The sequence below is a fragment of the Acinetobacter sp. WU_MDCI_Abxe161 genome (assembly GCF_025514355.1).
GTDB lineage: Bacteria > Pseudomonadota > Gammaproteobacteria > Pseudomonadales > Moraxellaceae > Acinetobacter > Acinetobacter pittii_E.
Map to the genome: position 1 here is coordinate 98851 of NZ_JAHPTU010000008.1, position 24519 is coordinate 123369.

The 24519-nt window shown below is 38.8% G+C and carries 29 protein-coding genes; 22 read left to right on the forward strand and 7 right to left on the reverse strand.

What is annotated here, in order from left to right:
• Positions 1-44: 44 nt before the first annotated feature.
• Positions 45-689 (reverse strand): TetR/AcrR family transcriptional regulator, encoded by a 645-nt coding sequence (locus KTI78_RS10860; protein ID WP_262446100.1) that lies wholly within the window; start codon positions 687-689, stop codon positions 45-47.
• Between the two features lie 278 nt (positions 690-967).
• Here KTI78_RS10860 and KTI78_RS10865 point away from each other — a divergent pair, with 278 nt between their 5' ends.
• Positions 968-1861, forward strand: coding sequence for an NAD(P)/FAD-dependent oxidoreductase (locus KTI78_RS10865; RefSeq protein WP_262446101.1), 894 nt, complete (start codon positions 968-970; stop codon positions 1859-1861).
• A 235-nt stretch (positions 1862-2096) separates the two neighbouring features.
• Here KTI78_RS10865 and KTI78_RS10870 read toward each other — a convergent pair whose 3' ends face one another.
• From KTI78_RS10870 to KTI78_RS10880, 3 genes are all read right to left on the reverse strand, one after another.
• Positions 2097-2330, reverse strand: coding sequence for a hypothetical protein (locus KTI78_RS10870; protein ID WP_025470329.1), 234 nt, complete (start codon positions 2328-2330; stop codon positions 2097-2099).
• Positions 2331-2671: 341 nt separating this feature from the next.
• Positions 2672-2788 (reverse strand): hypothetical protein, encoded by a 117-nt coding sequence (locus KTI78_RS10875; protein ID WP_262446102.1) that lies wholly within the window; start codon positions 2786-2788, stop codon positions 2672-2674.
• Between the two features lie 183 nt (positions 2789-2971).
• Complete coding sequence (locus tag KTI78_RS10880) at positions 2972-3124, reverse strand: hypothetical protein (protein WP_262446103.1); 153 nt, start codon at positions 3122-3124, stop codon at positions 2972-2974.
• Between the two features lie 386 nt (positions 3125-3510).
• Between KTI78_RS10880 and KTI78_RS10885 the strand changes: the two genes are divergently transcribed.
• The 6 genes from KTI78_RS10885 (at position 3511) to KTI78_RS10910 (ending at position 6281) form a co-directional block, all read left to right on the forward strand.
• The gene (locus KTI78_RS10885; protein WP_062849662.1) at positions 3511-3831 is read left to right on the forward strand and encodes a hypothetical protein; all 321 of its coding nucleotides are present in this window, start codon (positions 3511-3513) and stop codon (positions 3829-3831) included.
• 232 nt (positions 3832-4063) lie between these two features.
• Complete coding sequence (locus KTI78_RS10890) at positions 4064-4273, forward strand: cold-shock protein (RefSeq protein ID WP_000072127.1); 210 nt, start codon at positions 4064-4066, stop codon at positions 4271-4273.
• Positions 4274-4491: 218 nt separating this feature from the next.
• A complete protein-coding gene (locus tag KTI78_RS10895) occupies positions 4492-4641 on the forward strand; it encodes a hypothetical protein (protein ID WP_262446104.1) in 150 nt (49 codons plus the stop codon).
• 93 nt (positions 4642-4734) lie between these two features.
• The gene (locus KTI78_RS10900; protein WP_262446105.1) at positions 4735-5205 is read left to right on the forward strand and encodes a hypothetical protein; all 471 of its coding nucleotides are present in this window, start codon (positions 4735-4737) and stop codon (positions 5203-5205) included.
• Between the two features lie 148 nt (positions 5206-5353).
• Positions 5354-5551, forward strand: coding sequence for a hypothetical protein (locus tag KTI78_RS10905; protein WP_262446155.1), 198 nt, complete (start codon positions 5354-5356; stop codon positions 5549-5551).
• Between the two features lie 85 nt (positions 5552-5636).
• On the forward strand, positions 5637-6281 hold the full coding sequence (locus KTI78_RS10910; RefSeq protein WP_262446106.1) for a glutathione S-transferase family protein: 645 nt from the start codon (positions 5637-5639) through the stop codon (positions 6279-6281).
• A gap of 66 nt (positions 6282-6347) precedes the next feature.
• Here KTI78_RS10910 and KTI78_RS10915 read toward each other — a convergent pair whose 3' ends face one another.
• Positions 6348-6632, reverse strand: a complete 285-nt coding sequence (locus KTI78_RS10915; RefSeq protein WP_057106099.1) for a DUF1330 domain-containing protein — start codon at positions 6630-6632, stop codon at positions 6348-6350.
• A 62-nt stretch (positions 6633-6694) separates the two neighbouring features.
• Positions 6695-7357, reverse strand: coding sequence for a GntR family transcriptional regulator (locus KTI78_RS10920; protein WP_061874539.1), 663 nt, complete (start codon positions 7355-7357; stop codon positions 6695-6697).
• 152 nt (positions 7358-7509) lie between these two features.
• Here KTI78_RS10920 and KTI78_RS10925 point away from each other — a divergent pair, with 152 nt between their 5' ends.
• From KTI78_RS10925 to KTI78_RS10970, 10 genes are all read left to right on the forward strand, one after another.
• Entirely contained in the window at positions 7510-8112 is a 603-nt protein-coding gene (locus KTI78_RS10925; protein WP_000420415.1) for an amino acid synthesis family protein, read from the forward strand.
• Positions 8081-8872: an alpha/beta fold hydrolase gene (locus KTI78_RS10930; RefSeq protein WP_031947970.1), complete on the forward strand. Its 792-nt coding sequence runs from the start codon at positions 8081-8083 to the stop codon at positions 8870-8872. The genes KTI78_RS10925 and KTI78_RS10930 overlap by 32 nt, the downstream gene beginning before the upstream one ends.
• 30 nt (positions 8873-8902) lie before the next feature.
• A complete protein-coding gene (gene tgnA, locus KTI78_RS10935) occupies positions 8903-9835 on the forward strand; it encodes a flavin-dependent trigonelline monooxygenase reductase component (protein ID WP_004793334.1) in 933 nt (310 codons plus the stop codon).
• A gap of 2 nt (positions 9836-9837) precedes the next feature.
• Entirely contained in the window at positions 9838-10875 is a 1038-nt protein-coding gene (gene tgnB / locus KTI78_RS10940) for a flavin-dependent trigonelline monooxygenase oxygenase component (RefSeq protein WP_262446108.1), read from the forward strand.
• Between the two features lie 11 nt (positions 10876-10886).
• Positions 10887-12356 (forward strand): (Z)-2-((N-methylformamido)methylene)-5-hydroxybutyrolactone dehydrogenase, encoded by a 1470-nt coding sequence (gene tgnC / locus KTI78_RS10945; protein ID WP_262446109.1) that lies wholly within the window; start codon positions 10887-10889, stop codon positions 12354-12356.
• Between the two features lie 121 nt (positions 12357-12477).
• Complete coding sequence (locus tag KTI78_RS10950) at positions 12478-12621, forward strand: hypothetical protein (RefSeq protein WP_075382724.1); 144 nt, start codon at positions 12478-12480, stop codon at positions 12619-12621.
• Between the two features lie 38 nt (positions 12622-12659).
• Positions 12660-14066 carry a purine-cytosine permease family protein gene (locus tag KTI78_RS10955; protein ID WP_000081163.1) on the forward strand — a complete coding sequence of 469 codons (1407 nt, stop codon included), beginning with the start codon at positions 12660-12662 and terminating at the stop codon, positions 14064-14066.
• Positions 14067-14091: 25 nt separating this feature from the next.
• A complete protein-coding gene (locus tag KTI78_RS10960; RefSeq protein WP_262446110.1) occupies positions 14092-15261 on the forward strand; it encodes a hypothetical protein in 1170 nt (389 codons plus the stop codon).
• A gap of 138 nt (positions 15262-15399) precedes the next feature.
• The gene (locus tag KTI78_RS10965) at positions 15400-16857 is read left to right on the forward strand and encodes an NAD-dependent succinate-semialdehyde dehydrogenase (RefSeq protein ID WP_224991625.1); all 1458 of its coding nucleotides are present in this window, start codon (positions 15400-15402) and stop codon (positions 16855-16857) included.
• Positions 16854-17237, forward strand: a complete 384-nt coding sequence (locus KTI78_RS10970; protein ID WP_000064100.1) for a carboxymuconolactone decarboxylase family protein — start codon at positions 16854-16856, stop codon at positions 17235-17237. The genes KTI78_RS10965 and KTI78_RS10970 overlap by 4 nt, the downstream gene beginning before the upstream one ends.
• Before the next feature lie 61 nt (positions 17238-17298).
• Here KTI78_RS10970 and pobR read toward each other — a convergent pair whose 3' ends face one another.
• On the reverse strand, positions 17299-18114 hold the full coding sequence (pobR, locus tag KTI78_RS10975) for an IclR family transcriptional regulator PobR (RefSeq protein WP_262446111.1): 816 nt from the start codon (positions 18112-18114) through the stop codon (positions 17299-17301).
• A 141-nt stretch (positions 18115-18255) separates the two neighbouring features.
• Between pobR and pobA the strand changes: the two genes are divergently transcribed.
• The 5 genes from pobA (at position 18256) to KTI78_RS11000 (ending at position 24423) form a co-directional block, all read left to right on the forward strand.
• Positions 18256-19470, forward strand: coding sequence for a 4-hydroxybenzoate 3-monooxygenase (pobA, locus tag KTI78_RS10980; RefSeq protein ID WP_262446112.1), 1215 nt, complete (start codon positions 18256-18258; stop codon positions 19468-19470).
• A 173-nt stretch (positions 19471-19643) separates the two neighbouring features.
• The gene (locus KTI78_RS10985) at positions 19644-20366 is read left to right on the forward strand and encodes a UTRA domain-containing protein (protein WP_262446113.1); all 723 of its coding nucleotides are present in this window, start codon (positions 19644-19646) and stop codon (positions 20364-20366) included.
• A 91-nt stretch (positions 20367-20457) separates the two neighbouring features.
• Positions 20458-21495 (forward strand): putative 2-aminoethylphosphonate ABC transporter substrate-binding protein, encoded by a 1038-nt coding sequence (locus KTI78_RS10990; protein ID WP_262446114.1) that lies wholly within the window; start codon positions 20458-20460, stop codon positions 21493-21495.
• 22 nt (positions 21496-21517) lie between these two features.
• A complete protein-coding gene (locus KTI78_RS10995) occupies positions 21518-22720 on the forward strand; it encodes an ABC transporter ATP-binding protein (RefSeq protein WP_262446115.1) in 1203 nt (400 codons plus the stop codon).
• Positions 22714-24423 carry a putative 2-aminoethylphosphonate ABC transporter permease subunit gene (locus KTI78_RS11000; RefSeq protein WP_262446117.1) on the forward strand — a complete coding sequence of 570 codons (1710 nt, stop codon included), beginning with the start codon at positions 22714-22716 and terminating at the stop codon, positions 24421-24423. Before KTI78_RS10995 ends, KTI78_RS11000 begins: the two co-directional genes overlap by 7 nt.
• Positions 24424-24519 lie beyond the last annotated feature (96 nt).

The window sequence follows — 24519 nt, forward strand, 5'->3', positions numbered from 1 at the left end:
TGAGTGGTGCTAAAGATAATACGTTTTTGTAACGACAAGGCGTATTAACCCGTCTTGTCGTTACCACCATGAGCGGCGATGAACATTTTAACAGCCGATCGACAATAGGATTCGATTTCATGATCGTCCGTTGCTCGTGCTTCATCAAAACGCGCAATCATTAACAGATCACACCCTTTAAAAAGCGCAGCAAACATTCGAGCCGATTGAAAAGGATTAGGCACGTTCAGAAGCGCTTTGGTATGCAACTGACATAGCATGGCCTCAATTTGGGTGATGACATGGGTAGGGCCAGCTTCATAATGGAGCTTGCTTAATGTCTTTTGGTTTGTCTTATCGGCTACGATCATAGCCTCGACACTACGAACGTCTGGGCTTAATAACGTACGCAGTAGGGACGATCCCACCGCCATGAGCTGTTCTTCGGCCGAACCTTGGAGCCCTTCAAAAAGAGTTTGTGGTGCAAACTGTTGGCACCGATCTAATATTGCTGCGCTGAAAAGGGCCTCTTTATTTTCGAAATGTCGATAGATACTAAGCTTCGATATCTTTGCTTTCTGGGCAACTTTGTCCAATGTTGCTGCTTGAAAACCCAATTCGACAAAAAGTTCATACGCAGCATCCACTATCGTTTGAGCTAATGCTTGATTGACAGGTCGACCGCGCTGACTTCTCTTTTTCTCGCTCACAATAATTATAGTCCTTGACAGTATCTTAATTGCTGAATTACGATACCATGAAGTATCCAAAATGTGCAAGCCAGTGATTAGATCTCAGCGATGTCTTTTATACCTAGATTTCCTCCTGCATATCTAACGCCATATTGTTCGATGGGGCAGCACAGTGATGGGTGACTTTCTCTGCAATATCGAAGTGTATTAATTGCCTGTTACAAGTAAATATCTGAGCAGGGTATTGAACTTAAGGCATCAGCTAACTTCTTGATTTAAATTAGGAGCCTATCACTATGGATGACGTCATTATTATAGGAGGCAGTTTTGCTGGTCTTGCCGCAGCACTGCAACTCGGCCGTGCCCGTCGTAAGGTCACTGTTCTTGACACTGGCCTTCCACGCAATCGCTTTGCTGGTCATTCTCATGGGCTGCTTGGACATGACCACAAGCCACCTCTAGAAATCTTAGCTGAAGCACGTCGGCAGTTAGAACGCTATCCAACGATTCAGTTAGTCAATGCTCGGGCCGAAAGCATCTCTGGTTCTATCGATAACTTCTCTGTTCTGACTCACGATGGCAAAACTATGGGCGCACGCCGCCTTATCTTAAGCTATGGTGTTGTCGATCAGATGCCTGATATTTCTGGTTTCGCTGAAAACTGGGGTGCATCTATCGTGCCTTGTCCTTATTGCGATGGTTTTGAAGTTGTTGATCAACATTGGGGGCTCATCTGGTCTGGTCCAAAGTCCCACAATTATGTACGTCTATATCATGATTGGACGAGTACATTAACAGTCTTCACCAATGGTCACGAGATTTCTGTTGATGTTCTCGCAGATCTCGAACGCCGTAATGTAAATGTTGTAGAGGGTCAGATTACTGAAATTGTCCACAACGAAGGGCGCACAGTAACTATAGGTCTTGATAACCATCAAAATGTCATGGTTGATATTCTATTTGCACATCCAGACACTAAGCCGTCCGCAGGCTTACACGAAACATTGGGTCTTGCCACGATCAATACACCTTTCGGTATAGTTCTTAAAGTTGATGAACGTCGTGAAACCAGTATGCCCGGCATCTATGCCGCTGGTGATCTCGCTAATCCACTTATGGCCTCAGTTACCGTAGCATCATCGCAGGGCGCACTCGCGGGTATCTCTGCTCAGCAGTCGATGCTAGTTTGAGTGCAAATATTCTTTTCTTTGGCTATGTGATCGTTAGCTTTTGATTAAAGGCACTTCTAAGCAAGCGTTCGCCAATTGATGACTAATTTTTATTGTAATAAGAATAAGGAGGTTTCGGCCTCTTTGTTTTTCTAAGCATTTCGAGAATTGAAAAGGTTATATTTTAAAATTGGGCTTTCTAGCCTCATGACATCAATTGTCTAAAAGCACGAATGGATGAGCCGCTTTGATTGATTCATTCAAGTTCGAGTTGGTCATCATCTTTGGTGACTTTGATTTTTAACTTTTTATATTTTCGTTTATTTGGGTCAATTGCAGAATTTATAACTTCATCTGAGAAAGATGCACATAGCATCAATTTTGCGTATGCACGGTAACCTATCAAAATTCTGCGTAGTGGGTAGTCTGTTCTGTTAGAGTAATAATCGATTCTGGAGTTCAGTTCTTGTAGCAGGGTCTGCTGTGACATGAGGATAATTTCTGTAAGTTGTTCATGCAGCATATAGTGATTTGTCTCTTCCCAGAAGAATTATTTTGAAAATGTTATAAATTTTAGATAAATAAATATTCATATTGCAGGTCGAAGTATTTTTAACATACATCATATTTATTTATTCTGTTTAAATTTAAGTAGATACATCACAATAAAAAAACTTTATATGATTCTGTAAAAATATTAGTAACAACTCTTTTTTAAGCAACAGCGCTCTATGTGTTATAGTCAATTTCGATTAATTATTGGCTTTAAAATGGATATCTGTATTGGCGGTATACTTAACGGGAAAAAAAGAAAAGACGATCAAAATCATTTCAGAGTAGATAGTCATTATTCTGACCATGGTTCACAATATAATAAAGAGCATTTTCATTTACATGGACAACTTCATACCTTTTGGATAAGTGAAGAGATTGATTTTTGTGATGCACAAAGAAGAGTTGAATTAATATTAAATAAAAGATTTGAACTTACTTAAATTAAAATAAATATATCTGTGAAATTAGGCGGGTAGTTGATTTTTAATGAAAAAATTTTAGGTAAAATATTTTTTAATTAATATAGTGCTAAACAAAAGCTCTATTTAGTATAGAGCTTCTGAGTTAATTAATTATTTATTCCTCTTTGTTTTTATTATTATTTCCGGCAGGATTATTTTCTGCTTCAGGGGGTTGTACAGTCTTTTCAGTTTTATCCTCAGTAGGTTTAGCATTCGAATCACTTTGATTTTGTGTGGTTTTTTTAGAAAATTCTTTGAAATCAGACATTTTAAACTTCTTAATCATCGTAAGGAAGCTTTATCGTAGGCTTCTAATTTAGTTACATTGCGGTGATTGTGAGAACTCTATGTAGAAATATGTGCCTGAAACTGTTTAATTATCGACATCATATTTCTTTAAATCAAATAGTCTGTTGATATATAAGTAGAAGGGTATTTTAATCAAATACAAGAGTTAACATAGCCCTAAATCGCTATTGTTTTTAATGGTTTTTTAATAATTACAATTCAACCAAATATATTATTTAAGCTCCTTAAGTGAAAGTTAGGTATTTCTATTGAAGTGCTATAGTTGATCTTCAAATATATTTATACAACATAAAGATACAGTTTTACATGCATACTCAATCAAATTGCTTAGAAAATGAGAAAAATATGGATACTGAAATGAATAAATATTTTGATGTGGCTGAAAGTGTTTATCATAATATTCATCTTAAAAATCAGACTTCTAAGAATTTAGTAGATTGTCTCAATAGATTGTTGATTGAAATTAAAAAGGAAGCTGCTACAAATAATTTGCAGTTAAAATATAGTGTTATTGATTTTGAAAATTGCTTAAATCGGCCCATGAAAGAGCGTGTGGTAAAAATAGATTTAAGCCTTCTTCCTAATTTTGAGAATGAACATGAATTTATTCTTTGGTTAGCAGGTTTTATAAAAAGTATTTCTGTATCTAAGAATTATTATTTTTAAATTAGAGGGTGGTAATAAATAAATATTTTTAAATTTGTTGTATAAATATTTATTTAGCGTATACTCGAATTAACTAGAAAAAAAGACTTATTAGTAAATCCTCTTTTAGTATCGTAGTTTTATTCATAATCCTTCGTTTTTTAAGATCTTAAGCTCAATTTGTTATTATTTTTTCAAAGTTTAATGAGTCATGAAATATGGCTTTATATTATTAAAAATCAAAGGATATATTATGTCTAATACAGCAATTGGTACAGTGAAGTGGTTTAATGAAACTAAAGGTTTTGGTTTTATTCAACAAGATACAGGCCCAGATGTTTTTGCACATTTCAAAGAAATCAGTAGTTCTGGTTTTAAAACATTATATGAAGGTCAACGTGTTACCTTTAATATAGCTCAAGGCCAAAAAGGTCCTACAGCTACAAATATTATTGCTCAATAATATTTAAAAATAAAAAAAGCACCTTAGGTGCTTTTTTTTGTTTTTAGTATATTAATCACCAAGATAATTTTAAATAAATTAAAAATATGCATTATTATGATAATAAACAACACTATCACATTCAGATACACTTGCCTTGTATCTATATACAGGTAAAAGGACTATGTTAACTAAGTGTTAGATAATCATCTGCACACCATTAAATAGGAGAGACTCTAATGTCTCAAGACCAAGTTCAAAGCGATCAAGACAAATCAAAAGAGCAACAACAGCAACAGCAAGATGGTAAAGAGTTTGAGCCAAAAACTCCTGATCAGAATGATGTAGAAAAAGTAAATCAAAATGAGAAAGAAGAGAAAAAATATTAATATAATAAATTTATTTTTTCTTAAATGATGGATTGGTAGAAAGAATAACTATTCTTTTTGCCAGTTTATAAAATTAAGAGGAATATTTTGAATATGTCTTTTATTATAATAATTTTTATTTTCTTTGTTTTTTCTTATATTTTATTTAAAGTTTTTTCTAAAGTTAGTCTTGAGCTTCCCGAAAGTACCCTAAAAATAGCTGGTAAAATATTTACAGAGAATAAAAACTTTTTTGAACATGAAATTATTGTAACTTTATACCAAGAAGAACTGATAACTTTAGTCGGTAATCAAAATGGTGATAGAACTAAGGTTTTTAAAAATGCTGTAATATGTCTCGAAAAAGAAACTGATAAAATCGCTGTCTATATAGATACTTTAAGAGTTGGATATCTTAATAAAATAAATGCCTCAAGTTTTATTAATTTTTTAAAAATAAAAGGTTTTAGTGATAAGGATGCTTTTGAGGTTGATGCAATTATAATAAGTGAAAAAACAAGCAAATGGAGCGTAAAACTAGATATCCCTTATGATATGGAAAAGTTTAGGTTTGATAAATATTAAATTCCTAATGACCATTTAATTGATATTGCTATAAGATATATTTTGGTACATTTTTTTAGTATTTAAAATAAAAAAAGGATCATAATAATTAGAGTGATAATAAAAAAAGAGAAAGGATATGGAACTTAAACCAGTAAAAATGCACAAAATGTTTAGAGATTTTCACGAAGAAAAGGAACTCGGCTATATAGGAGAATATGATGAAAAACATGTTCTTATAGCAATATATGATATTTTTAAAGAAAAAATGCAGAAAATAGAAGGAACTTATCAATGGGTCTTACCCTCATCGGGGGAAGTGTTTTTTGTTGAGGAAGATCCAATATATAGTCGTTTGCTGTACTGATAACAAAAAATATTAGACCGGTCGTCTACTAGTCTATATAGTGAGGCCTTACTTTGTTGTCCTTCTAGTTTAAAAGAGAAAATTAATGTCTATTATTCTTCATCATTTAAATGCTTCACGTTCATTTCGCATTCTGTGGTTACTTGAAGAAATTAATCAACCTTATGAATTAAAAAGTTATTTCCGAGATAAAACTACAAATCTCGCACCTCAAGAATTAAAAAACATTCATCCTTTAGGCAAATCACCTGTGATTGAGCTCAATGGAAAAGTAATTGCAGAATCAGGGGCAATTGTAGAAATTTTGATTGAAAAGTTTGCTCCTCAACTTATGCCCGCGAAAGATTCAGACAGTTATCTTGATTATTTGCAATGGGTTCATTTTTCAGAAAGTTCGGCTATGGTTCCATATTTATTAAATATTTTTAATTCGATTGAGTTAAAAAATGGCACTCAATTAAAGTTCTTGGACCGATATGCGCATGCTGAGTTGGATAAAGTTTTTTCGTATTTAGATCAACAATTAGTAGGCAAAAAATTCTTAGTAGGCAATAGCTTAACGGGTGCAGATTTTATGATTGGTTTCGTAGTCTATGGTCTAATTAATTCTTTAAATATTCGCTCAAAATATCTCAATATTGAACAATATGTAAAAAATCTAGAAAGCTTAGAAAGCTGGCAAAAAGCTATGTCTATAGAACAAAATCTTCATCACCAAACCAATGCCTAAAAACGAATTGTCCTTAAGCACTTAAAAAAGAATTGATTACTCAAGTAGAGAAATCAATTCAGCAATTTAGATCCCTTCAACAAAACTCACCATAACATCACAGCAGCCTTGGCGTTTACTTTTGGCAAGCTGATATTCAGGTGAAAAATAACATTCACGTGCGGTTTCCATATCTGGAAACTCAATGACCACGTGACGTTCAAACTCTTGCCCCTCTAAAACTTGTGAGGCACCGCCACGGGCAAGAAACTTGGCACCGTACTTTTGAAAAGCTTGCGGAGCAGTGGCCATATATTGTTTATATTGTTCCATATCATGAATAGTGACATGAGCAATCCAGTAAGCAGACATATCGTATTTCCCTATAATTTATTAAATAAAGGTCTATTTACCTTTTCCTAAAATTTGCGATTTCACGCATCTAAAATATTTTTTGCGACAGCCGCAGCTTCAGCAATATGTTCAGCAACCGCTTGTTTTGCCTTTTCAGGGTCTTTGTGAAGATAGATGGCTTCACACATATTTTTAATACGTTGATAACCTGAAATTTCACGTTTTGTCGATTTCATGGTCATGGCACGAAGACGGCTAATTCGACCATTTAAACGTTGCACCACTTCCCAAGCAATATGGTGCTTTGCGGTAGCAAAGATGGTTTGATAAAGCTGGGTTGAGGTCGCAATAATCAGATTGATGTCATCGGCAGCAAAAGCAGCTTTAAGATCTTCTAATAGAAGCTTTAATTTTTCAGCAGTTTTTTCATCGAGGTTTTTAGTGCAGTCAACCACAGCACTTTGCTCTAACAAAAGACGAATTTCATAGATCTGTGAAGCGATGTCCCAGTTAAGTAGCGAAACAATAGGGCCTTTATTTGGCAAAATCTCAACTAAACCTTCTGCTTCTAAATAACGAATCACTTCGCGAACCACAGAACGGCTCACGCCGAGTTCTTCACATAACGTTCTTTCAACCAGTCTTTTTCCTGAAGGGAAATAGCCCGTAATAATGGCATTGCGCACTTTATCTAAACACAGCTCTCGTAATGTTACGGGCGGGTTTTCAATTTTAAGATTCATAAATAATTAAATTTTCCTGTTTTTTAACATGTTGAGTTTCATCACATGTTTTTCAATAAAAATTAGCATAGCAAACTCTTGCTTTTTTTTCAGTATGTATTATGGTATACCATAATACGAATGACAAGATAATTTACTTGCAAGGAAGAGCAATGGAACTCATACGTAAAACAGTGCTTCATGTAGAAACCACTTATGTAGATGGCGGCAAAGAAGCAGCAAAGCCTTTAAAAATGGTGGCAGCCGCAGCGGTGATTAAAAATCCGTGGGCAGGGCAAGGTTATGTAGAAAACCTAACACCGGAAATTCGCCGTATTGCACCGATCTTAAGCGAACATTTAACCAAGCTTATTCTTGATGAAGTCGGTTCGGGCGAAGCTGTTGAAGCTTTTGGTAAAAGTGCAGTGGTGGGCTTAAACGGTGAACTTGAGCATGCATCAGCTTTAATTCACACCTTACATTTTGGTAATACTTACCGTAGTGCTGTTGGTGCGAAATCTTATTTAGCATTTAACAATACCCGTGGCCCAGCAAATGCGCCGATTTTAATTCCAATGATGGATAAAAATGACGAAGGCCGCCGTTCTCATTACTTAACATTGCAATTTGCAATTCCAGATGCACCTGCTGCCGATGAGCTGGTTGTTGTGATTGGTGCAGCAACAGGTGGTCGACCACATCATCGTATTGGTGATCGTTATAAAGATTTGGAAGAGTTAGGTCATGATGTCAAAAACCCTGCAGCTGTCAAATAACCGTATTGCTCACTATTTTGAGCAAGGCGAAGGAGAGCCTCTGGTTCTGATCCATGGAGTGGGAATGCAAGCTGCGGCATGGTATCCACAAATTGAATATTTTTCTAAACATTATCATGTCATTTCAGTAGATATGCCGGGCCATGGTCAAAGCACCAAATTACCGGCAGACGCAAAATTACAAGATTTTGTGGAATGGACCATCGAATTTATTACCGCCTTAAATTTAGGGCCTGTAAATTTAGCGGGACATTCAATGGGCTCGCTAATTACTACAGGAGTTAGCGTTACCCGTCCTGATTTAGTTAAACGGATGGCGGTGCTTAATGGTGTATATAAACGTACAACACAAGCACGTAATGCCGTGATCCAAAGAGCTGAAGAGTTAAAAACAGGTCGTATTGATGTTGAGACTCCGCTACAGCGCTGGTTTGGCGAAAGTGAAGTCGAGCGTATAGCGGCAGCCAAAGTGAAATCATGGCTCGAAAATGTCGACTTGTCTGGTTATACCACTGCATATTCTGCTTTTGCGCAAGGCGATGAAACCTATGCAGATGACTGGTCAAAGATTACTTGTCCTGCTTTGGTGTTGACCGGAACGGATGATCCGAACTCAACTGCAGAAATGGCTGTGCAAATGGCGAATCAAGCAAAGCATGGCACTGCAATTGTCATTGAAAATGAACGTCACATGGTGAATTTAACTGCACCTGACAAAGTGAATAATGCAATGCAAGCGTGGTTGGAAACCAGCGTTTAATTTGCCACACATTGCTGAAGGAATATAACAATGAGTGAAATGGATACAATTAATAAAATACGTGAACTACGTGATGCTTTCGGGTCATTTATGACGGGCGTTACCGTGGTCACAACCTGTAAAGAAGATGGAACGCCACTTGGCTTTACAGCGAACTCTTTTGCTTCGGTGTCTTTGGACCCAGCTTTACTTCTAGTGAGTATTGCCAAGACATCAAGCAATTATCATAACTTTGCAAATACCACTCATTTTGCGATTAACATTTTGGCAGAAGAGCAAAAGGATGTTTCAAATACCTTTGCTCGTCCAAGCGAAGACCGTTTTGCAAATCTTTCATGGTCAAAAAGTGCTTGCCAAAATCCACTAATCCATCATGTGAGTGCATGGTTTGACTGTACAACTTACCAAGTTGTCGATGCAGGTGACCACGCCATTTTAATTGGTAAAGTTGAAGATTTTGCTTCGACAGGTTTTGCAGGTCTTGGTTATTATCGTGGTGGATATTTCACTCCGGCCAAACTTTCTGCCGAGGTCATCTCTGGTCCTAAAGTGGTGATGAGTGCGATCATTGGTCATGAAAATACCATTTTGCTTGAAGAAACTGCCGATCATAAATGGACTATTCCACATGTGATGGTAGATAAAGACGGTGCCGATAAAGCGCTTGAGAAAATCTTTGCAGAATATCAGCCAGATGCTTCTGCCAACTTCATTTACTCTGTATATGAAAACGTTGAAAACCAGCAGCAATATATTTCATTTTTATGCAACACACCCGTAGCTCAAGCCACCAAAGGTCAGTTTGTCGATTTAAACGATCTTGAAAAGCTAGAGTTTGTAGACAGCGCTTTAGAAAGTATGCTGATGCGCTATCGCAAAGAAAACCATCTGAAAACTTATGGTGTTTATTACGGAAATCAGACAACAGGTACAGTTCGTCAAATCGTTAAAGAGGAAGTTTAATCATGCGTTTTTCATTATTTGTGCATATGGAACGTGTTTCTGATCAGCAAACCCAGAAGCAGCTTTATGATGAAATGATTGAGCTTTGTCAGATTGCAGACCGTGGCGGTATGCATGCGGTTTGGACAGGCGAACACCATGCCATGAACTTTACCATTGCACCAAACCCATTTTTAAATCTGGTTGATTTAGCGAATAAAACCAAAAATGTTCGTTTAGGTACAGGTACGGTGGTAGCACCATTCTGGCATCCGATTAAACTTGCAGGCGAAGCTGCAATGACCGACATTATTACCAATGGCCGTTTAGATATTGGTATTGCTCGTGGTGCATATTCGTTTGAATATGAACGTATGGTTCCGGGCATGGATGCATGGAGTGCAGGACAGCGTTTACGTGAAATGATTCCTGCCATTAAAAACCTTTGGAAAGGCGATTATGAGCATAACGGTGAATTTTGGCAGTTTCCAAAAACCACCTCAGCACCTCAACCGCTTCAACAACCGCACCCACCAATTTGGGTTGCAGCCCGTGATCCAAATAGCCATGAATTTGCTGTGCAAAATGGCTGTAATGTACAGGTAACGCCTTTGCATTTAGGTGACGAAGAAGTTGAAAAACTCATGGGACATTTCAATGCAGCTTGTGAAAAGTTCAATGAAATTCAGCGCCCTGAAATTATGTTGCTTCGCCATACCTATGTGGCAGATAGTGAAGAAGATGCTCAATTGGCAGCAGATGAAATTAATACCTTCTATAACTATTTCGGCGCTTGGTTTAAAAATGAGCGTGAAATTCATCAAGGTTTAATCGCGCCTTTAAGTGCCGAAGAAATTGCTGCACATCCTTTTTATACACCAGAAGCGATGCGCAAAAATAACGTGATTGGGCAAGCCCAAGAAGTCATTGACCGCTTAAAAGCTTATGAAGCAATGGGTTACAACGAATATTCTTTCTGGATTGATACGGGCATGAGCTTTGAACGTAAAAAAGCCTCATTAGAACGTATGATCAATGATGTTATGCCGGCATTTGCATAGAGGCGAATATCATGACAGCAGATTTTCAGCTTTATATTAATGGTCAGTTTGAATCTGGTGCAGCGACTTTTGAAAGTATTAATCCTGCAACAGGTGAAGTCTGGGCACACATGCCGGAAGCTCGAACCGATGAAGTCAATCGAGCAGTGCAGGCGGCATCAAGTGCGTTAAAAGCACCGGCTTGGGCAGGGTTAACTGCCTCACAGCGCGGTAAATTGCTCTATAAACTGGCTGATTTAATTGAAAAAGCTGCGCCGCAATTGGCTCAAATTGAAACCAGTGACACGGGCAAAATTATTCGTGAAACATCGAGCCAGATTGCCTATGTCGCTGAATATTATCGCTACTATGCTGGTATTGCCGACAAATTAGAGGGTAGTTTTCTACCGATTGATAAGGCAGACATGCAAGCATGGATTGTTCGTGAACCAGTAGGTGTGGTTGCTGCAATCGTTCCTTGGAATAGTCAGTTATTTTTATCAGCAGTGAAGGTCGGCCCAGCTTTAGCGGCAGGTTGTACAGTCGTGTTAAAAGCCTCTGAAGATGGTCCTGGGCCATTGTTGGCTTTTGCTAAATTGGTCCATGAAGCGGGTTTTCCGGCTGGAGTGGTCAATGTAATTACTGGTTTCGGGCCTGAATGTGGCGCCGTGCTGAGTAGTCATCCAGATGTTGCACATGTTGCGTTTACAGGTGGTCCAGAAACGGCAAGATACATTGTACGTAACTCGGCTGAAAATCTTGCAAAAGTTTCACTCGAATTAGGTGGCAAATCTCCATTTATTGTATTTGCTGATGCAGATATTCAAAGTGCGGTAAATGCTCAGGTCGCTGCTATTTTTGCTGCTACTGGGCAAAGTTGTGTGGCAGGTTCACGCTTACTGGTTGAAGAAAGTATTAAAGATGAATTTGTTCAACGTTTGGTTGAGCGCGTACAAACCATAAAAATTGGTTTACCTCATGAAATGGCAACCGAGTTTGGACCACTTTGTACCTTACGCCAACGCCAAAAAATTGAGCAAGTCGTTGCAAGTTCAATCCAGCAAGGTGCAAAACTTCTTACTGGCGGTAAAAGCTTAGAGCGAGCAGGGTATTACTATCCACCGACCATTTTAGATTGCACCGATGCACCTCAAGCAGATTGCATTACCACAGAACTATTTGGTCCTGTTTTATCGGTAGATAGTTTCAAAGATGAAGCGGAAGCTGTGCAAAAAGCCAATAGCACACCTTATGGATTGGCGGCAGGCGTTTTTACTACCAATTTAAGCCGTGCGCATCGTATGACGAAAGTGATTGGGTCGGGAATTGTTTGGTTAAACACTTACCGCGCTGTTTCTCCACTTGCACCTTTTGGTGGATATGGGCTTTCGGGACATGGTCGGGAAGGTGGCGCAAATGCGGTTCTAGATTACACCGCCACCAAAACAGTTTGGTTACGTACCTCAGATGAGCCAATTGATGACCCATTTGTAATGAGATAAGTCATGACTTGAGGTATGAAAATATAACGGGATTTTAATTTCAAGGATGAAAAAATGAATCAGTCAAACCCAGTAATCGCCTAAAGCTTTAATAGTTGAAAACGTAAAACTAGATGTATCGATGCTTAATCAAGTATTGATCGGACTGGCTTTACCTTTTTCTTGGCTAAAACAACACAAACAGAGAAATGAGCTGTTTGTAAAAGGAAATAAAAAGATGAAGCCGAGTCATATTGAAATGACTTTGGCTGGGCAGATTTTTTGATGTTGAGGAAATGAATTCCTCAAAGAGAGATTAAGGATATGAGCCAAAACGAAAATAGCAATAATGCTTTCGCTATCGAAAGTCATTCTATTGATTATGTTGCTCCCTCTGAACGTAATGGGAAAGTTCGCGATCTATTCACATTATGGTTTTGTACCAATATTGCACCGCTTGCCGTGATTACGGGTGCAATGTCAATTTTAACCTTTAACCTCAATATTGTAAGTGCATTGCTTGCGATCTGCTGTGGACATTTTTTTGGTGCGGCGATTTTAGCTTTAACCTCTGCACAAGGTCCGCAGGTCGGCATTCCTCAAATGATTCAGAGCCGCGCACAGTTTGGACGTTATGGGGCATTGCTGGTTGTGCTGTTTACCACCCTCATTTATTTAGGTTTTTTCATTTCTAACATTATTTTGTCAGGCAAAACCCTACATACCGTTGTTCCTGCCATTCCAGTGCCGACCGCAACCGTGATTGGTGCAATTGCAGCAACCACAATTGGTGTGATCGGTTATCACTTTATTCATAAGTTCAATAAAATTGGAACTTGGTTTATGGGTGGTTCGTTGCTCATCGGCCTCATGATTATGGTGCCGCATATTAATGCAGATGTACTTGCTAAAGGCTCTTTCAATATGAAAGGCTGGTTTGCCATGTTTGGGTTGTGTGCTGTATGGCAAATTAGTTTCTCGCCTTATACCTCAGATTATTCACGATATTTACCGAAATCGATTGGTATTTATAAGCCATTTATCTTTACCTATTTAGGTGCATCGTTAGGAACTATTTTTGCGATGGCATTTGGTACGATTGCGGTCAGTATTGGCTCAACCACAGATGCGATGGAAGCGGTAAAGTCGGGTACTGGGCTGTTCGGTTACGTCCTTATGATTTTGTTCTTATGCAATATCATTGGTCATAATGCCATGAACCTATACGGTGCGGTTCTGTCTTGTATTACCTCTATTCAGACTTTTGCAGGGCAGTGGATGCCAAGCCGAAATATTCGAGTCGTGTTATCAATCATTGTGTTAGTTCTAGCGACTTTAACGGCACTTTGGGCATCAAGTAACTTTATTAGTTTCTTCTTGAATGTGATTTTTGCCTTGTTATTTATTTTGGTGCCATGGGTGTCTATTAATTTATTAGATTTCTATGTGGTGAATAAAAAGTCTTATGACATTCAATCGATCTTTGCACGTGATGGCGGTATTTACGGCAAATTTAATGCAAAAGCGCTTACGGCTTATTTCATTGGGATTGCGGTACAAATTCCATTCTTAAAAAATGCGTTTTTCACAGGTGCATTGGCCGATGTAATTCCAGATGCGGATATTTCTTGGGTCATTGGATTGGTGGTGAGTCTGGTGGTGTATTACGTCTTTAATCTAGGAAAGATTAAATGTTCAGCACCCGCATTAAACGCAAAATTACCTCAATAAGCATTGTAGTGAAAGGAATCTCACAATGAAAAAAAGTTATTTACAAGCGGCTTTAAGCACAGCATTGATGGCCGTAATTTATCCAAGTTACGCAGGTGTAAGTTTTGGAGATACCGATAGTGAATACGGTAAGCTCACCGTATCAGGCTATGTTCGCGCTAACTATCAAGATAAACACTATGGAGAGTCTGCTTCTGACCAAAAAATTCGTTTTGATGCTGCGCAGTTAAAACTGGACTACGAGCGTGGACCCTTATTTGGTCATGCGGAATATCGTTGTTATCAATATGACCGTCTATGTGATTTTTCTACATTGGTTGATGGTTATGTAGGATACAAATTAAATAAAACAGATCAGGTGGTGGCAGGTGTTCAGCCGATTCCATTTGGGCCGGGACGTTTCTGGGGCAATAGCCTATATGGAAGTATGAGCACAACCGCAGGTTTGGAAGATGTTCATAATCTTGGTTTGAACTATCACTTTGAATTGCCGACAGCAACCAAATTTGATGTGGGGTATTTTGCGGTAGATGGTGGAAACTACACAGGCTCTACCCAAGATTCAGGTCGCTATACAGCGAACTACGTGAGTTCAGACGATCCGAATAAAACCGATTTGCAAGAAAAGAACATGTGGGTAGGCCGAGTGACTCAAGATGTAAATCTTGGAATTAATGGTTTAAGCACACAGCTCGGTGGTTCATATTGGACATCGGATATTGAAAATAAAGCTGCTTCAAGTGATGGACGTCGTCATGCATGGGCACTTTTTGGTAAAGCCAATTATGGCAATTTTAATGTGACCCTTACAGGTGGTAAAAATGATGTCACTAATCAGGATCAGTTCAATCCTAATCAGTCACTCATGGGTTCTTACGACAGTGAATATTATGTGGCGAACAAAGGAACGTTCTATACCGCAGACGTGGGCTACTCTTTCAAAAATGTTAAGCAGATCGGAAACATTACGCCGTACTTTATGTACAGTCAGTACGATAAAGATCAGGACAATATGAAAGATTCAATCCGTAATATTATTGGTGTGTCTATTGACCATAAACAGCTATCTTTGGTGGCTGAATACATCATGAGTAAAAATGACCCGTTCATTGGTGGGACTCAAGATTCATTGGCACAAGGGGATGATAACCAGTGGAATAAGTTGCTTAACTTAACGCTGTTTTATTATTTCTAAAAACATTTAAACATTCGGGCATACCGAAAATTTTTTTAAATTAATTTTTGGTATGCCATAATACAAAGTTGATGGTGAGCTATTTAATTTATCTATCGCTCCACTATCAATGCAGAAGATCTCAACAGGATAATGATCATGCAGCTTAATGAACTCGCTTTATTTCGTCAGCAAGCCTTTGTTGCTGGAAAGTGGTGCGATGCAGACCATCAACAAACATCCGAAATTTTAAATCCGGCGACATTAGAAGTGATTGGTACTGTCCCAAATATGGGCAAGGCTGAAGCCGAGCGTGCCATTGAAGCTGCCAAAGAAGCTTGGCCGCTATGGAAAAATAAAACAGCAAAAGATCGATCAATTATTTTAAAAAAATGGTTTGATTTAATTATTTCAAATGCAGATGACTTGGCTTTTATTTTAACAAGTGAGCAAGGAAAGCCTTTAGCCGAAGCCAAAGGTGAAATTTTATATGCTGCAAGTTTTATTGAATGGTTTGCCGAAGAAGCAAAACGAGTGTATGGCGATATTATTCCAAGCCCATATCCCGATGCTCGTATTGTTGTAAATAAACAGCCTATTGGTGTCGTTGCAGCGATTACACCTTGGAATTTTCCGGCTGCCATGATTACGCGCAAAGTCGCTCCAGCCTTGGCGGCAGGTTGTCCTTGCATTGTAAAACCGGCACCTGAAACGCCTTTTACTGCCTTGGCTTTAGTCGACTTAGCTGTACAAGCTGGCGTGCCTGCTGAAATTTTTAGTGTGATTACGGGCGATGCGGTTCATATTGGTGATGCGATTTTTGAAAGTGATGTCGTACGCAAGTTTACTTTTACCGGTTCAACACCCGTCGGCAAAATGTTGCTTGAGCGTTCAGCAAAAACCTTGAAAAAAGTTTCCTTAGAGTTGGGTGGCAATGCGCCGTTTATTGTATTTGATGATGCCGATTTAGATGCAGCAATTGAGGGAGCGCTCATTGCCAAATTTAGAAATGCAGGGCAAACCTGTGTCTGCGTCAATCGATTTTTGGTGCAGGCAGGCATTTATGAAAAATTTATTGCTGCCTTAAGCCAAAAAATTCAAAACTTTAATATTGGTAATGGATTAGAAGCAGGGCATGACATTGGGCCATTAATTAATGCCAATGCGGTGAAAAAAGTTGAAGCACATATTCAAGATGCCTTAGATAAAAATGGTCGTCTTGTGATTGGTGGTAAAAAACATACAGCGGGTGAATTATTTTTTGAACCGACACTGATTGCAGATGTTACCGCTGATATGGACGTTGCAACTCAAGAAACGTTTGGCCCACTAGCAGCCGTATTTAAATTTGAAACCGAGCAACAAGCGGTAGAAATGGCAAACGCAACTGAATTTGGTTTAGCTGCATATTGTTATACCAAAGATTTAGGCCGTGCTTGGCGAATGAGTGAACAGCTCGAATATGGCATGGTCGGAATTAATAAAGGCCTTATTTCAAATGAAGTTGCGCCTTTTGGTGGAATTAAACAGTCTGGTTTGGGGCGTGAAGGTTCTAAATACGGTATTGAAGATTATCTGGAAATTAAATACACCTTGTTTGGAGGATTGAATATATGAGTAATGAAAAATTTGAAAAGGGTTTAGCAATCCGTAAACAAGTTCTTGGTGAAGAATATGTGAATAATTCGATTAATAATGCCGATGAATTTAATCTTCCTCTTCAAGAATTAGTCACTGAATATTGCTGGGGAGCTGTTTGGGGACGTGAAGAATTAAGTAAGCCTGAGCGCAGTTTAATTAACTTGGCAATGATTTCAGCTTTAAATCGTCCACATGAATTAAAACTACATGTTAAAGGCGCACTTCGAAATGGTGTGCCTAAAGAGAAAATTCGTGAAGTGCTTTTACAGGTAGCCATTTACTGTGGCGTGCCTGCTGCTGTAGATAGCTTTCGTATTGCTAAAGAAGCAATTAAAGAATTTGAATCTGAGCAATAAACATTAGCTTTGAATATTAAAAAAGGCCTTGTTCAAGTGGACGAGGCCTTATTTATATAATTTAAATCACATTTCTAAGTTCATTTGCTGTGTTGCGTAGCAATGGCAAAATTTGCTGAACTAAATAATCTTCTTGTACGCGGTTGGTTTGAGACATGCAGTTAAGCGCTGCCACCGCTTGACCTTGTGCATTAAAAACGGGCACGGCAATCGCAATCACGCCAAGCTCATGTTCTTCTTTGGAAAGACAATAATCCGATAACGAAATGCCCTTAAGCACTTCAAAAAACTTTGACTCATCTATAAGGGTAAAAGGGGTTAAACGCTTTAAACCGTAAGTTTTTACCCACGTACGTTGAGCTTCTTCAGACAGTGCTGCCAGTAATACTTTACCCGTAGAAGTTGCATGGGCAGGGAGTCGGTTACCTAAATGCATACCATAAGGGCTTACACGCAAATTATCTTGCTGCGGTAAATAGCTACGGGCAATCGGTACGACTTCATTATCGTCCAAAACTACAATCGAAAAAGTCAGAGACGTCTGCGCGCACAAAAGATTTAAAAATGATTGAGCAACTTTAGGCAGATGGGCAGAGCTTAAATAAGAACTCGAAAAGCGTAGCACGCGATGAGTGAGCCAAAAGTAATGTTCATCTGTTTCTAAATAGCCTAAGTATTTTAAAGTTTTTAAATAACGCCTTGCCGCTGTACGACTAATACCGGTTCGCTCAGCCACTTGAGTGACGTTAAGCCGTTGCCGATCTGTTCCAAAAGCTTCCAGTAAAGCTAAGCCTTTAGCTAATCCTGCAATATAGTCATCTTGACGAATTTTCTCATGCGAGGTCGGGTGCTCTAAAAAAGCATCGAGAGAAGGCATCCATTCATTCCTGTTATTTTGGTTGTTTCTGTCCGCTATCCGGACAAACTAAATGATAAACGGTTATTTTCGTCTTGGATACATAGTGAACAAAACTTAAAGCCAGTAATTTAAAAGTCAGGATGAAACAAGGATGAAGTTATGGATATTTTAAAGACACAGGTTGCAATTATTGGATCTGGACCAGCAGGGTTATTGCTTGGGCAACTTCTATATAAAGCTGGCATCGATCATATTATTGTTGAGCAACGTAGTGCTGAATATGTGGCTTCACGGATTCGTGCAGGAATTTTAGAACAAGTTTCGGTCGACTTACTGAAACAAGCAGGCGTTGACCAAAACCTAAAAGACAAAGGATTACCGCATTCGGGCATTGAAATTTTAACCAACGGTGAATTGCATCGGGTTGATTTAGCAGCACTCACGGGTGGAAAACAAGTGACTGTATATGGTCAGACCGAAGTGACTAAAGATTTAATGACTGCCCGTGAAGCAGCACAGCTCACTTCATTTTATGAAGCTCAAAATGTACAAGTTAAAGATTTCTACACTGCTCCAAAAGTTGAGTTTGAGTACCAAGGTAAACCTTTTCAAATTGAGTGTGACTTTATTGCTGGTTGTGATGGCTACCATGGTGTCTGCCGCGCCAGCGTGCCCGAAGATAAAATTAAAACCTTTGAAAAAGTTTATCCGTTTGGCTGGTTAGGCGTATTGGCCGATGTTCCACCTGTAGCCGATGAACTCATTTACGTACAGTCTGAACGTGGCTTTGCTTTATGCAGTATGCGTTCAGAAACGCGCAGCCGCTATTATTTACAAGTGCCTTTAACAGATCACGTCGAAGACTGGTCCGATGAAAAATTTTGGGATGAGTTAAAAAACCGCCTAGACCCTGAAAGCCGTGAAAAGCTAGTGACGGGGCCTTCTATTGAAAAAAGTATCGCGCCGTTACGTAGCTTTGTGACCGAGCCAATGCGTTTCGGAAAACTATTTTTAGCAGGCGATGCTGCGCATATTGTTCCACCGACAGGGGCAAAAGGTCTAAATCTCGCTGCCTCTGATATTGCTTATTTATCAAGTGCACTTGTTGAATATTATGTGGAGGGTTCAGAACAAGGTATAAATGAATACTCTGAAAAATGCTTACAACGTGTTTGGAAAGCTGAACGTTTTTCTTGGTGGATGACTCATTTATTGCATCGTTTTGAAACTGAAAGTGAGTTTGATCATAAGATTAAGCAAGCAGAGCTAAGTTATGTACTGGGTTCGATTGCGGGTAAAACTACATTAGCCGAAAACTATGTCGGTTTGCCTTATGAGATTAAGCAAATTGATAGTTTTAAACATGCGAGTTAACAATTAAAAAAGATAAAAGGGCACATAGATGCCCTTTTTCTATGGGAAAATTTAGTTGGAAAAAGTCTGAGATGCGGTGCGCTTTGCTTAAAAGATCAGCATTAATAAAAGCTTTTGTCATATTTTTTCAGTATATTGCTATTAATTTCTTTATTTATAAATTCTAAGTTTGTATGGAACAGGACCAAGCACGCATACCTAAATATATTCCTATTCGCGATGCAATTGCCCACGATATTGAATCTGGCGTATTAGAAGCCCACGCAAAACTCCCATCAGAAAGAGTACTTTCGGAACAATTCCAAACCACACGAGTGGCTGCACGTGAAGCTTTACTGGCTTTGGAAACTGATGGTCTGATTTATCGATTAGACCGCCGTGGTTGGTATGTTCGTTCTCCTCGTATTATTTATCACCCTCAATCGACGAAAAACTTTAACCAGTTTGTGATTGAACAAGGCTATGAACCTTCTACAGAAGTGATTTCCAGTGAACTGACTCAGGCCACTTCTTGGGATGCCAAGCATTTAAAAGTTGAAAAAGGGCATCCGATTTATTCAGTTTGGCGTCGTCGCTGTATTAATGGACGTCCTGTGTTGGTTGAACATTTACGTGTGAATGCAGAGCTTTTTCCTGAGTTTTTAACTCATGATCTCAAGCAATCCATTACTTTACTGATGGCAAATGAATATAACTGCCATATCACCAGAGCCGACATTAACCTCTATCCAACAGCTTTATCGGAACAACAGGCCAAAGCGCTTCATGTCAATGTCGGTGCACTCGGTTTATATATTTGCCGTAGTAACAGAAATGAAAAGGGCGTGATTACCGATGTTGACCAAGAATATTGGCTACATGATGTTCTAGATTTACATTTCGAAGCACGAGCATAAAAATACAATCTGGTTTAAACCAGATTAATCAAACTGTCATATAAACCTGTTGAAATACGATCATCAAATAATTGCATTCGATGGTTTGCAGATGAAACAGTATGTTCAACAGACAATTAAACTTGGCACTGCATCAGTTTTAGGTGTGGTGGTCGCTTTTCAAATGGGATGTTCATCAGCAACATCAAAAAACTCAGAAGAAATTACCGTCTATACGGCAGTGGAAGCCGACCAGCTTAAACAATACCAAGAAGAATTACACAAAGCTTATCCAGAGCTAAAAGTAAAATGGGTACGTGATTCAACAGGTGTAATCACCGCGAAACTTTTGGCAGAGCAGAAAAATCCACAAGCGGATGTGATTTTTGGTGTGGCTTTAACCAGTTTGCTGGTCATGGAAAAGAAAGACATGCTTGAGCCTTTTAAGCCTGAAGGCGTCCAAAATTTAAAACCCGAATTTGTAAGTCAAAAACCTGTACCAACTTGGACGGGTATGGATGCATGGGAATCTGCGATTTGTGTCAATAAAGTCGAATTAGAAAAACGTAAGTTACCGATTCCAAAAACTTGGAAAGATTTAACCAACCCGATTTATAAAAACCTGATTGTGATGCCAAATCCAGCTTCGAGTGGCACAGGGTATTTGGATGTCACGGCTTGGATGCAGATCTGGGGTGAAAAGCAGGCGTGGGGTTATATGCAGGCTTTAGATAAAAACATTTCACAATATCCTCACTCTGGTTCAAAACCTTGCAAAATGGCCGCACAAGGCGAAATTCCAATTGGTATTTCTTTCGGTTATCCAGCATTTAAATTAAAAGCTGAAGGGGCACCTTTAGAAGTTGTTTATCCAACTGAAGGTTTAGGCTGGGAAATGGAAGCTTCAGCAATTGTGAAAGGAACCAAGAAATTAAGTAGCGCACAAAAATTTATTAATTGGTCGGTAAGCAAAGCGGCAAATGAAGCTTATGCACATAACTTTTCAATGGTCGCTTATAAAGGTATTGAAAATACCACCATGAGTTTCCCGAAAAAACTTCCTCAACTGCTTGTAAAAAATGATTTTTATTGGGCGGCCGAACAGCGTGAACGTATTTTGGCTGAATGGTCAAAGCGTTTTGAAAAGTGATCTTTTGAATAAGGGCCTCATTATGCAAATACCTTCGTCATTGCAATCATCGCTGCTAGGTCAAAACCCAAAGGGCGAATTAGCAGGGCATTTATTGTCGACCTTAACGACCTATAAATATCCTGAACATGGCCCCTCAGTTTTAGAAGTGGGGGATATTCAAAAAAAGTTCCAACACTTTCAGGCTCTAACACATATTAATTTAGACCTGAAAGCTGGCGAGTTCGTCAGCTTTTTAGGGCCTTCAGGATGCGGTAAAACCACATTGTTACGCATAATTGCAGGTCTAGAAAAACCTGATTATGGAAAAGTCATAAAAAAGGGTACAGACATTACGTTGTTAAGTGCTGAAAAGCGTCACTGTGGCATTGTGTTTCAAAACTATGCATTATTTCCAAACTTAAACGTTGAAGAAAATATTGCTTTTGGCTTGGACAAAAAAAAGTGGGATAAAGCACAGCGTAATCAACGGGTTCAGCAGTTATTAGAGCTGATTGAGTTACCTGATATTGCAAAAAAATATCCAAACCAATTATCGGGCGGGCAGCAGCAGCGTGTTGCGCTCGCTCGGGCAATTGCACCGAATCCAGATATTTTATTGCTAGATGAACCGCTTTCAGCACTTGATGCTCAGGTACGTTTGAACCTAAGACAAAAGATTCGCTCAATTCAATCGCAGCTTAATTTGCCAACCATTATGGTGACGCACGACCAAGAAGAAGCATTAAGCATTTCTGACCGTGTTGTGGTGATGAATCATGGCGTGATTGAGCAAATCGATACGCCGCACAATATTTATTACAAGCCACAAACCCAATTCGTTGCCAAGTTTATTGGCACCATGAATTTTTTAAAAGCTACTTGTGCAATACAGAATCAGCTCGATGTTTTAGGTTTTATCCCTCTAAATCTAGAACAGCAAAAGCTAAAAACTGGGCAAAACTACAGCATTGGTTTTAGACCCGAAGCAGTCGAGTTGGTTGATGATTTCGGTAGTGATAAAGAATCACTGTATCTGCCAATTAAAGTATTAAGCACTGAATTTTTAGGTGCAAAACGCCGTTTGTTTTGCGCTATTCATATTGATGGAATTGAGCAGGCAAAACATCTTTTGCAAATTGAAATTGAAAATACCAAGTTCAAATCTTTGCAAGAACTCATGTTTATAAAAGTGCCTAATCAGCTCATTCATGTCTTTGACGAACAAGGGTACGCACTATGTTAAATGAAACTGCTTCAGCGGTTTTAAAAACACAGCCGCGTCGAAAAACTGAATATTCATTAAGATCGAACATTGCTTTGTTTGTTGTGGCAATTGCTTTAACTTTAGCGATTATTGCACCTTTAATGATGCTGTTTGAAACCGCATTTTTTAACGAAAACCAAAACTTTGTCGGTCTTGAGAACTTTTATAATTATTTTGGCAGTCCAGCTTTACTCAGTTCTGTATTTAACTCTGTTTGGATAGCTTGTACTGCTACTGTCATTACAGTGTTTCTTGCCAGTATTTATGCGTTTGCACTGACCAATGTCAATATTAAAGGCAAAGGCTTCTTTAAATTGGTGGCTTTTTTACCGATTTTGGCGCCGTCACTTTTGCCTTCGTTGGCATTGGTTTATTTGTTTGGCAAGCAAGGTGTATTCAAGCCTTTATTAGGTGATGTACAGATTTATGGCCCAATCGGTATTTTAATCAGTTATTGCTTTTGGCTATTTCCAGCCATTTTGATGTTAATGATGGTCTCTTTTAGAAGTGTCGATCAGCGTTTAATTGAAGCCTCTTTGTCGCTGGGTAAAAATATCTGGAAGACGCATTATCATGTGACTTTACCTGCAATTCGTTATGGCTTAATTAGCGCAAGTCTGGTGGCTTTTATTTATGTACTAACAGATTTTGGGATTCCAAAAGTCATTGGCGGTTCATTTAACATGATGGCGCTTGATGTCTATAAACAGATTATTGGACAGCACAATATGAGCATGGGCGCGGTCATTTCCATCTTGTTATTGCTACCAGCAGTTTTTGTATTCATTTTCGATCGAATACAAAGCAAGCGCCATGCACGTTTTCAAGCTTTTCAGGCTAAACCTTATGTCTCTGCACAGAATAAAAAACTTGAAGTCGTTCTGAGCTTATTTTGTGGCGTGGTTTCAGGTGCGATTTTACTGATTATCTTTACGGCGGTGCTGGCGTCATTTATCCAGTCTTGGCCTTATGATTTGTCTTTGACCTTGCGACACTACAGTTTTGAATATGTCGATGGTGGTGGTTGGGCTGCTTACTTTAACTCAGTTCGAATGGCACTCTTTAGTACAGTTTTTGGTACAGCACTGATTTTTATGGTAGCCCTATTAACTGAACGTTTTAAGGCACATCCACTTATTAAAAATTATGTACAAGCTTTGGTTCTATTACCTCTTGCGGTGCCGGGGCTGGTTTTAGGTATTGCTTATATTTTGTTTTTTAACCAACAAAGTAATCCTTTAAATGTGCTGTATGGAACCATGACCATTTTGGTGATTTCAACCATCATGCATTACTACACTGTGCCACATCTCACGTTAACCAATGCCATTAAACAGATTCCGCTTCAGCTCGATCAGGCAGCAGAAACGCTAGGTACATCGAAGTGGAAAACCTTTTGGAAAGTGTATTTGCCTATGTGTTTCCCAGCACTATGCGATGTATCGGTCTATGTTTTTGTGAATGCCATGACCACCGTATCGGCTGCGATTTTCCTTTATTCACCAGATACCAGTTTAGCTGCGGTTGCTGTGTTAAATATGGACGATGCAGGAGACACGGTAGCTGCTGTTGCGATGAGTATTTTAATTTTGACGACCTCCTGTGTTGTAAAACTCATTCATTGGTTATTTACCCGAAAAATCATGGCAAGAAGTCAGCAATGGCGTGAAAGCTCTCATTAAGTCTTAGCTAAACACAATTTTTATTTAATCGACTGAAACGAAATGCTTTGTTCAACAAGGCTAGGGTTTGTTCATCCTAAATTTCGCAAATTGGAA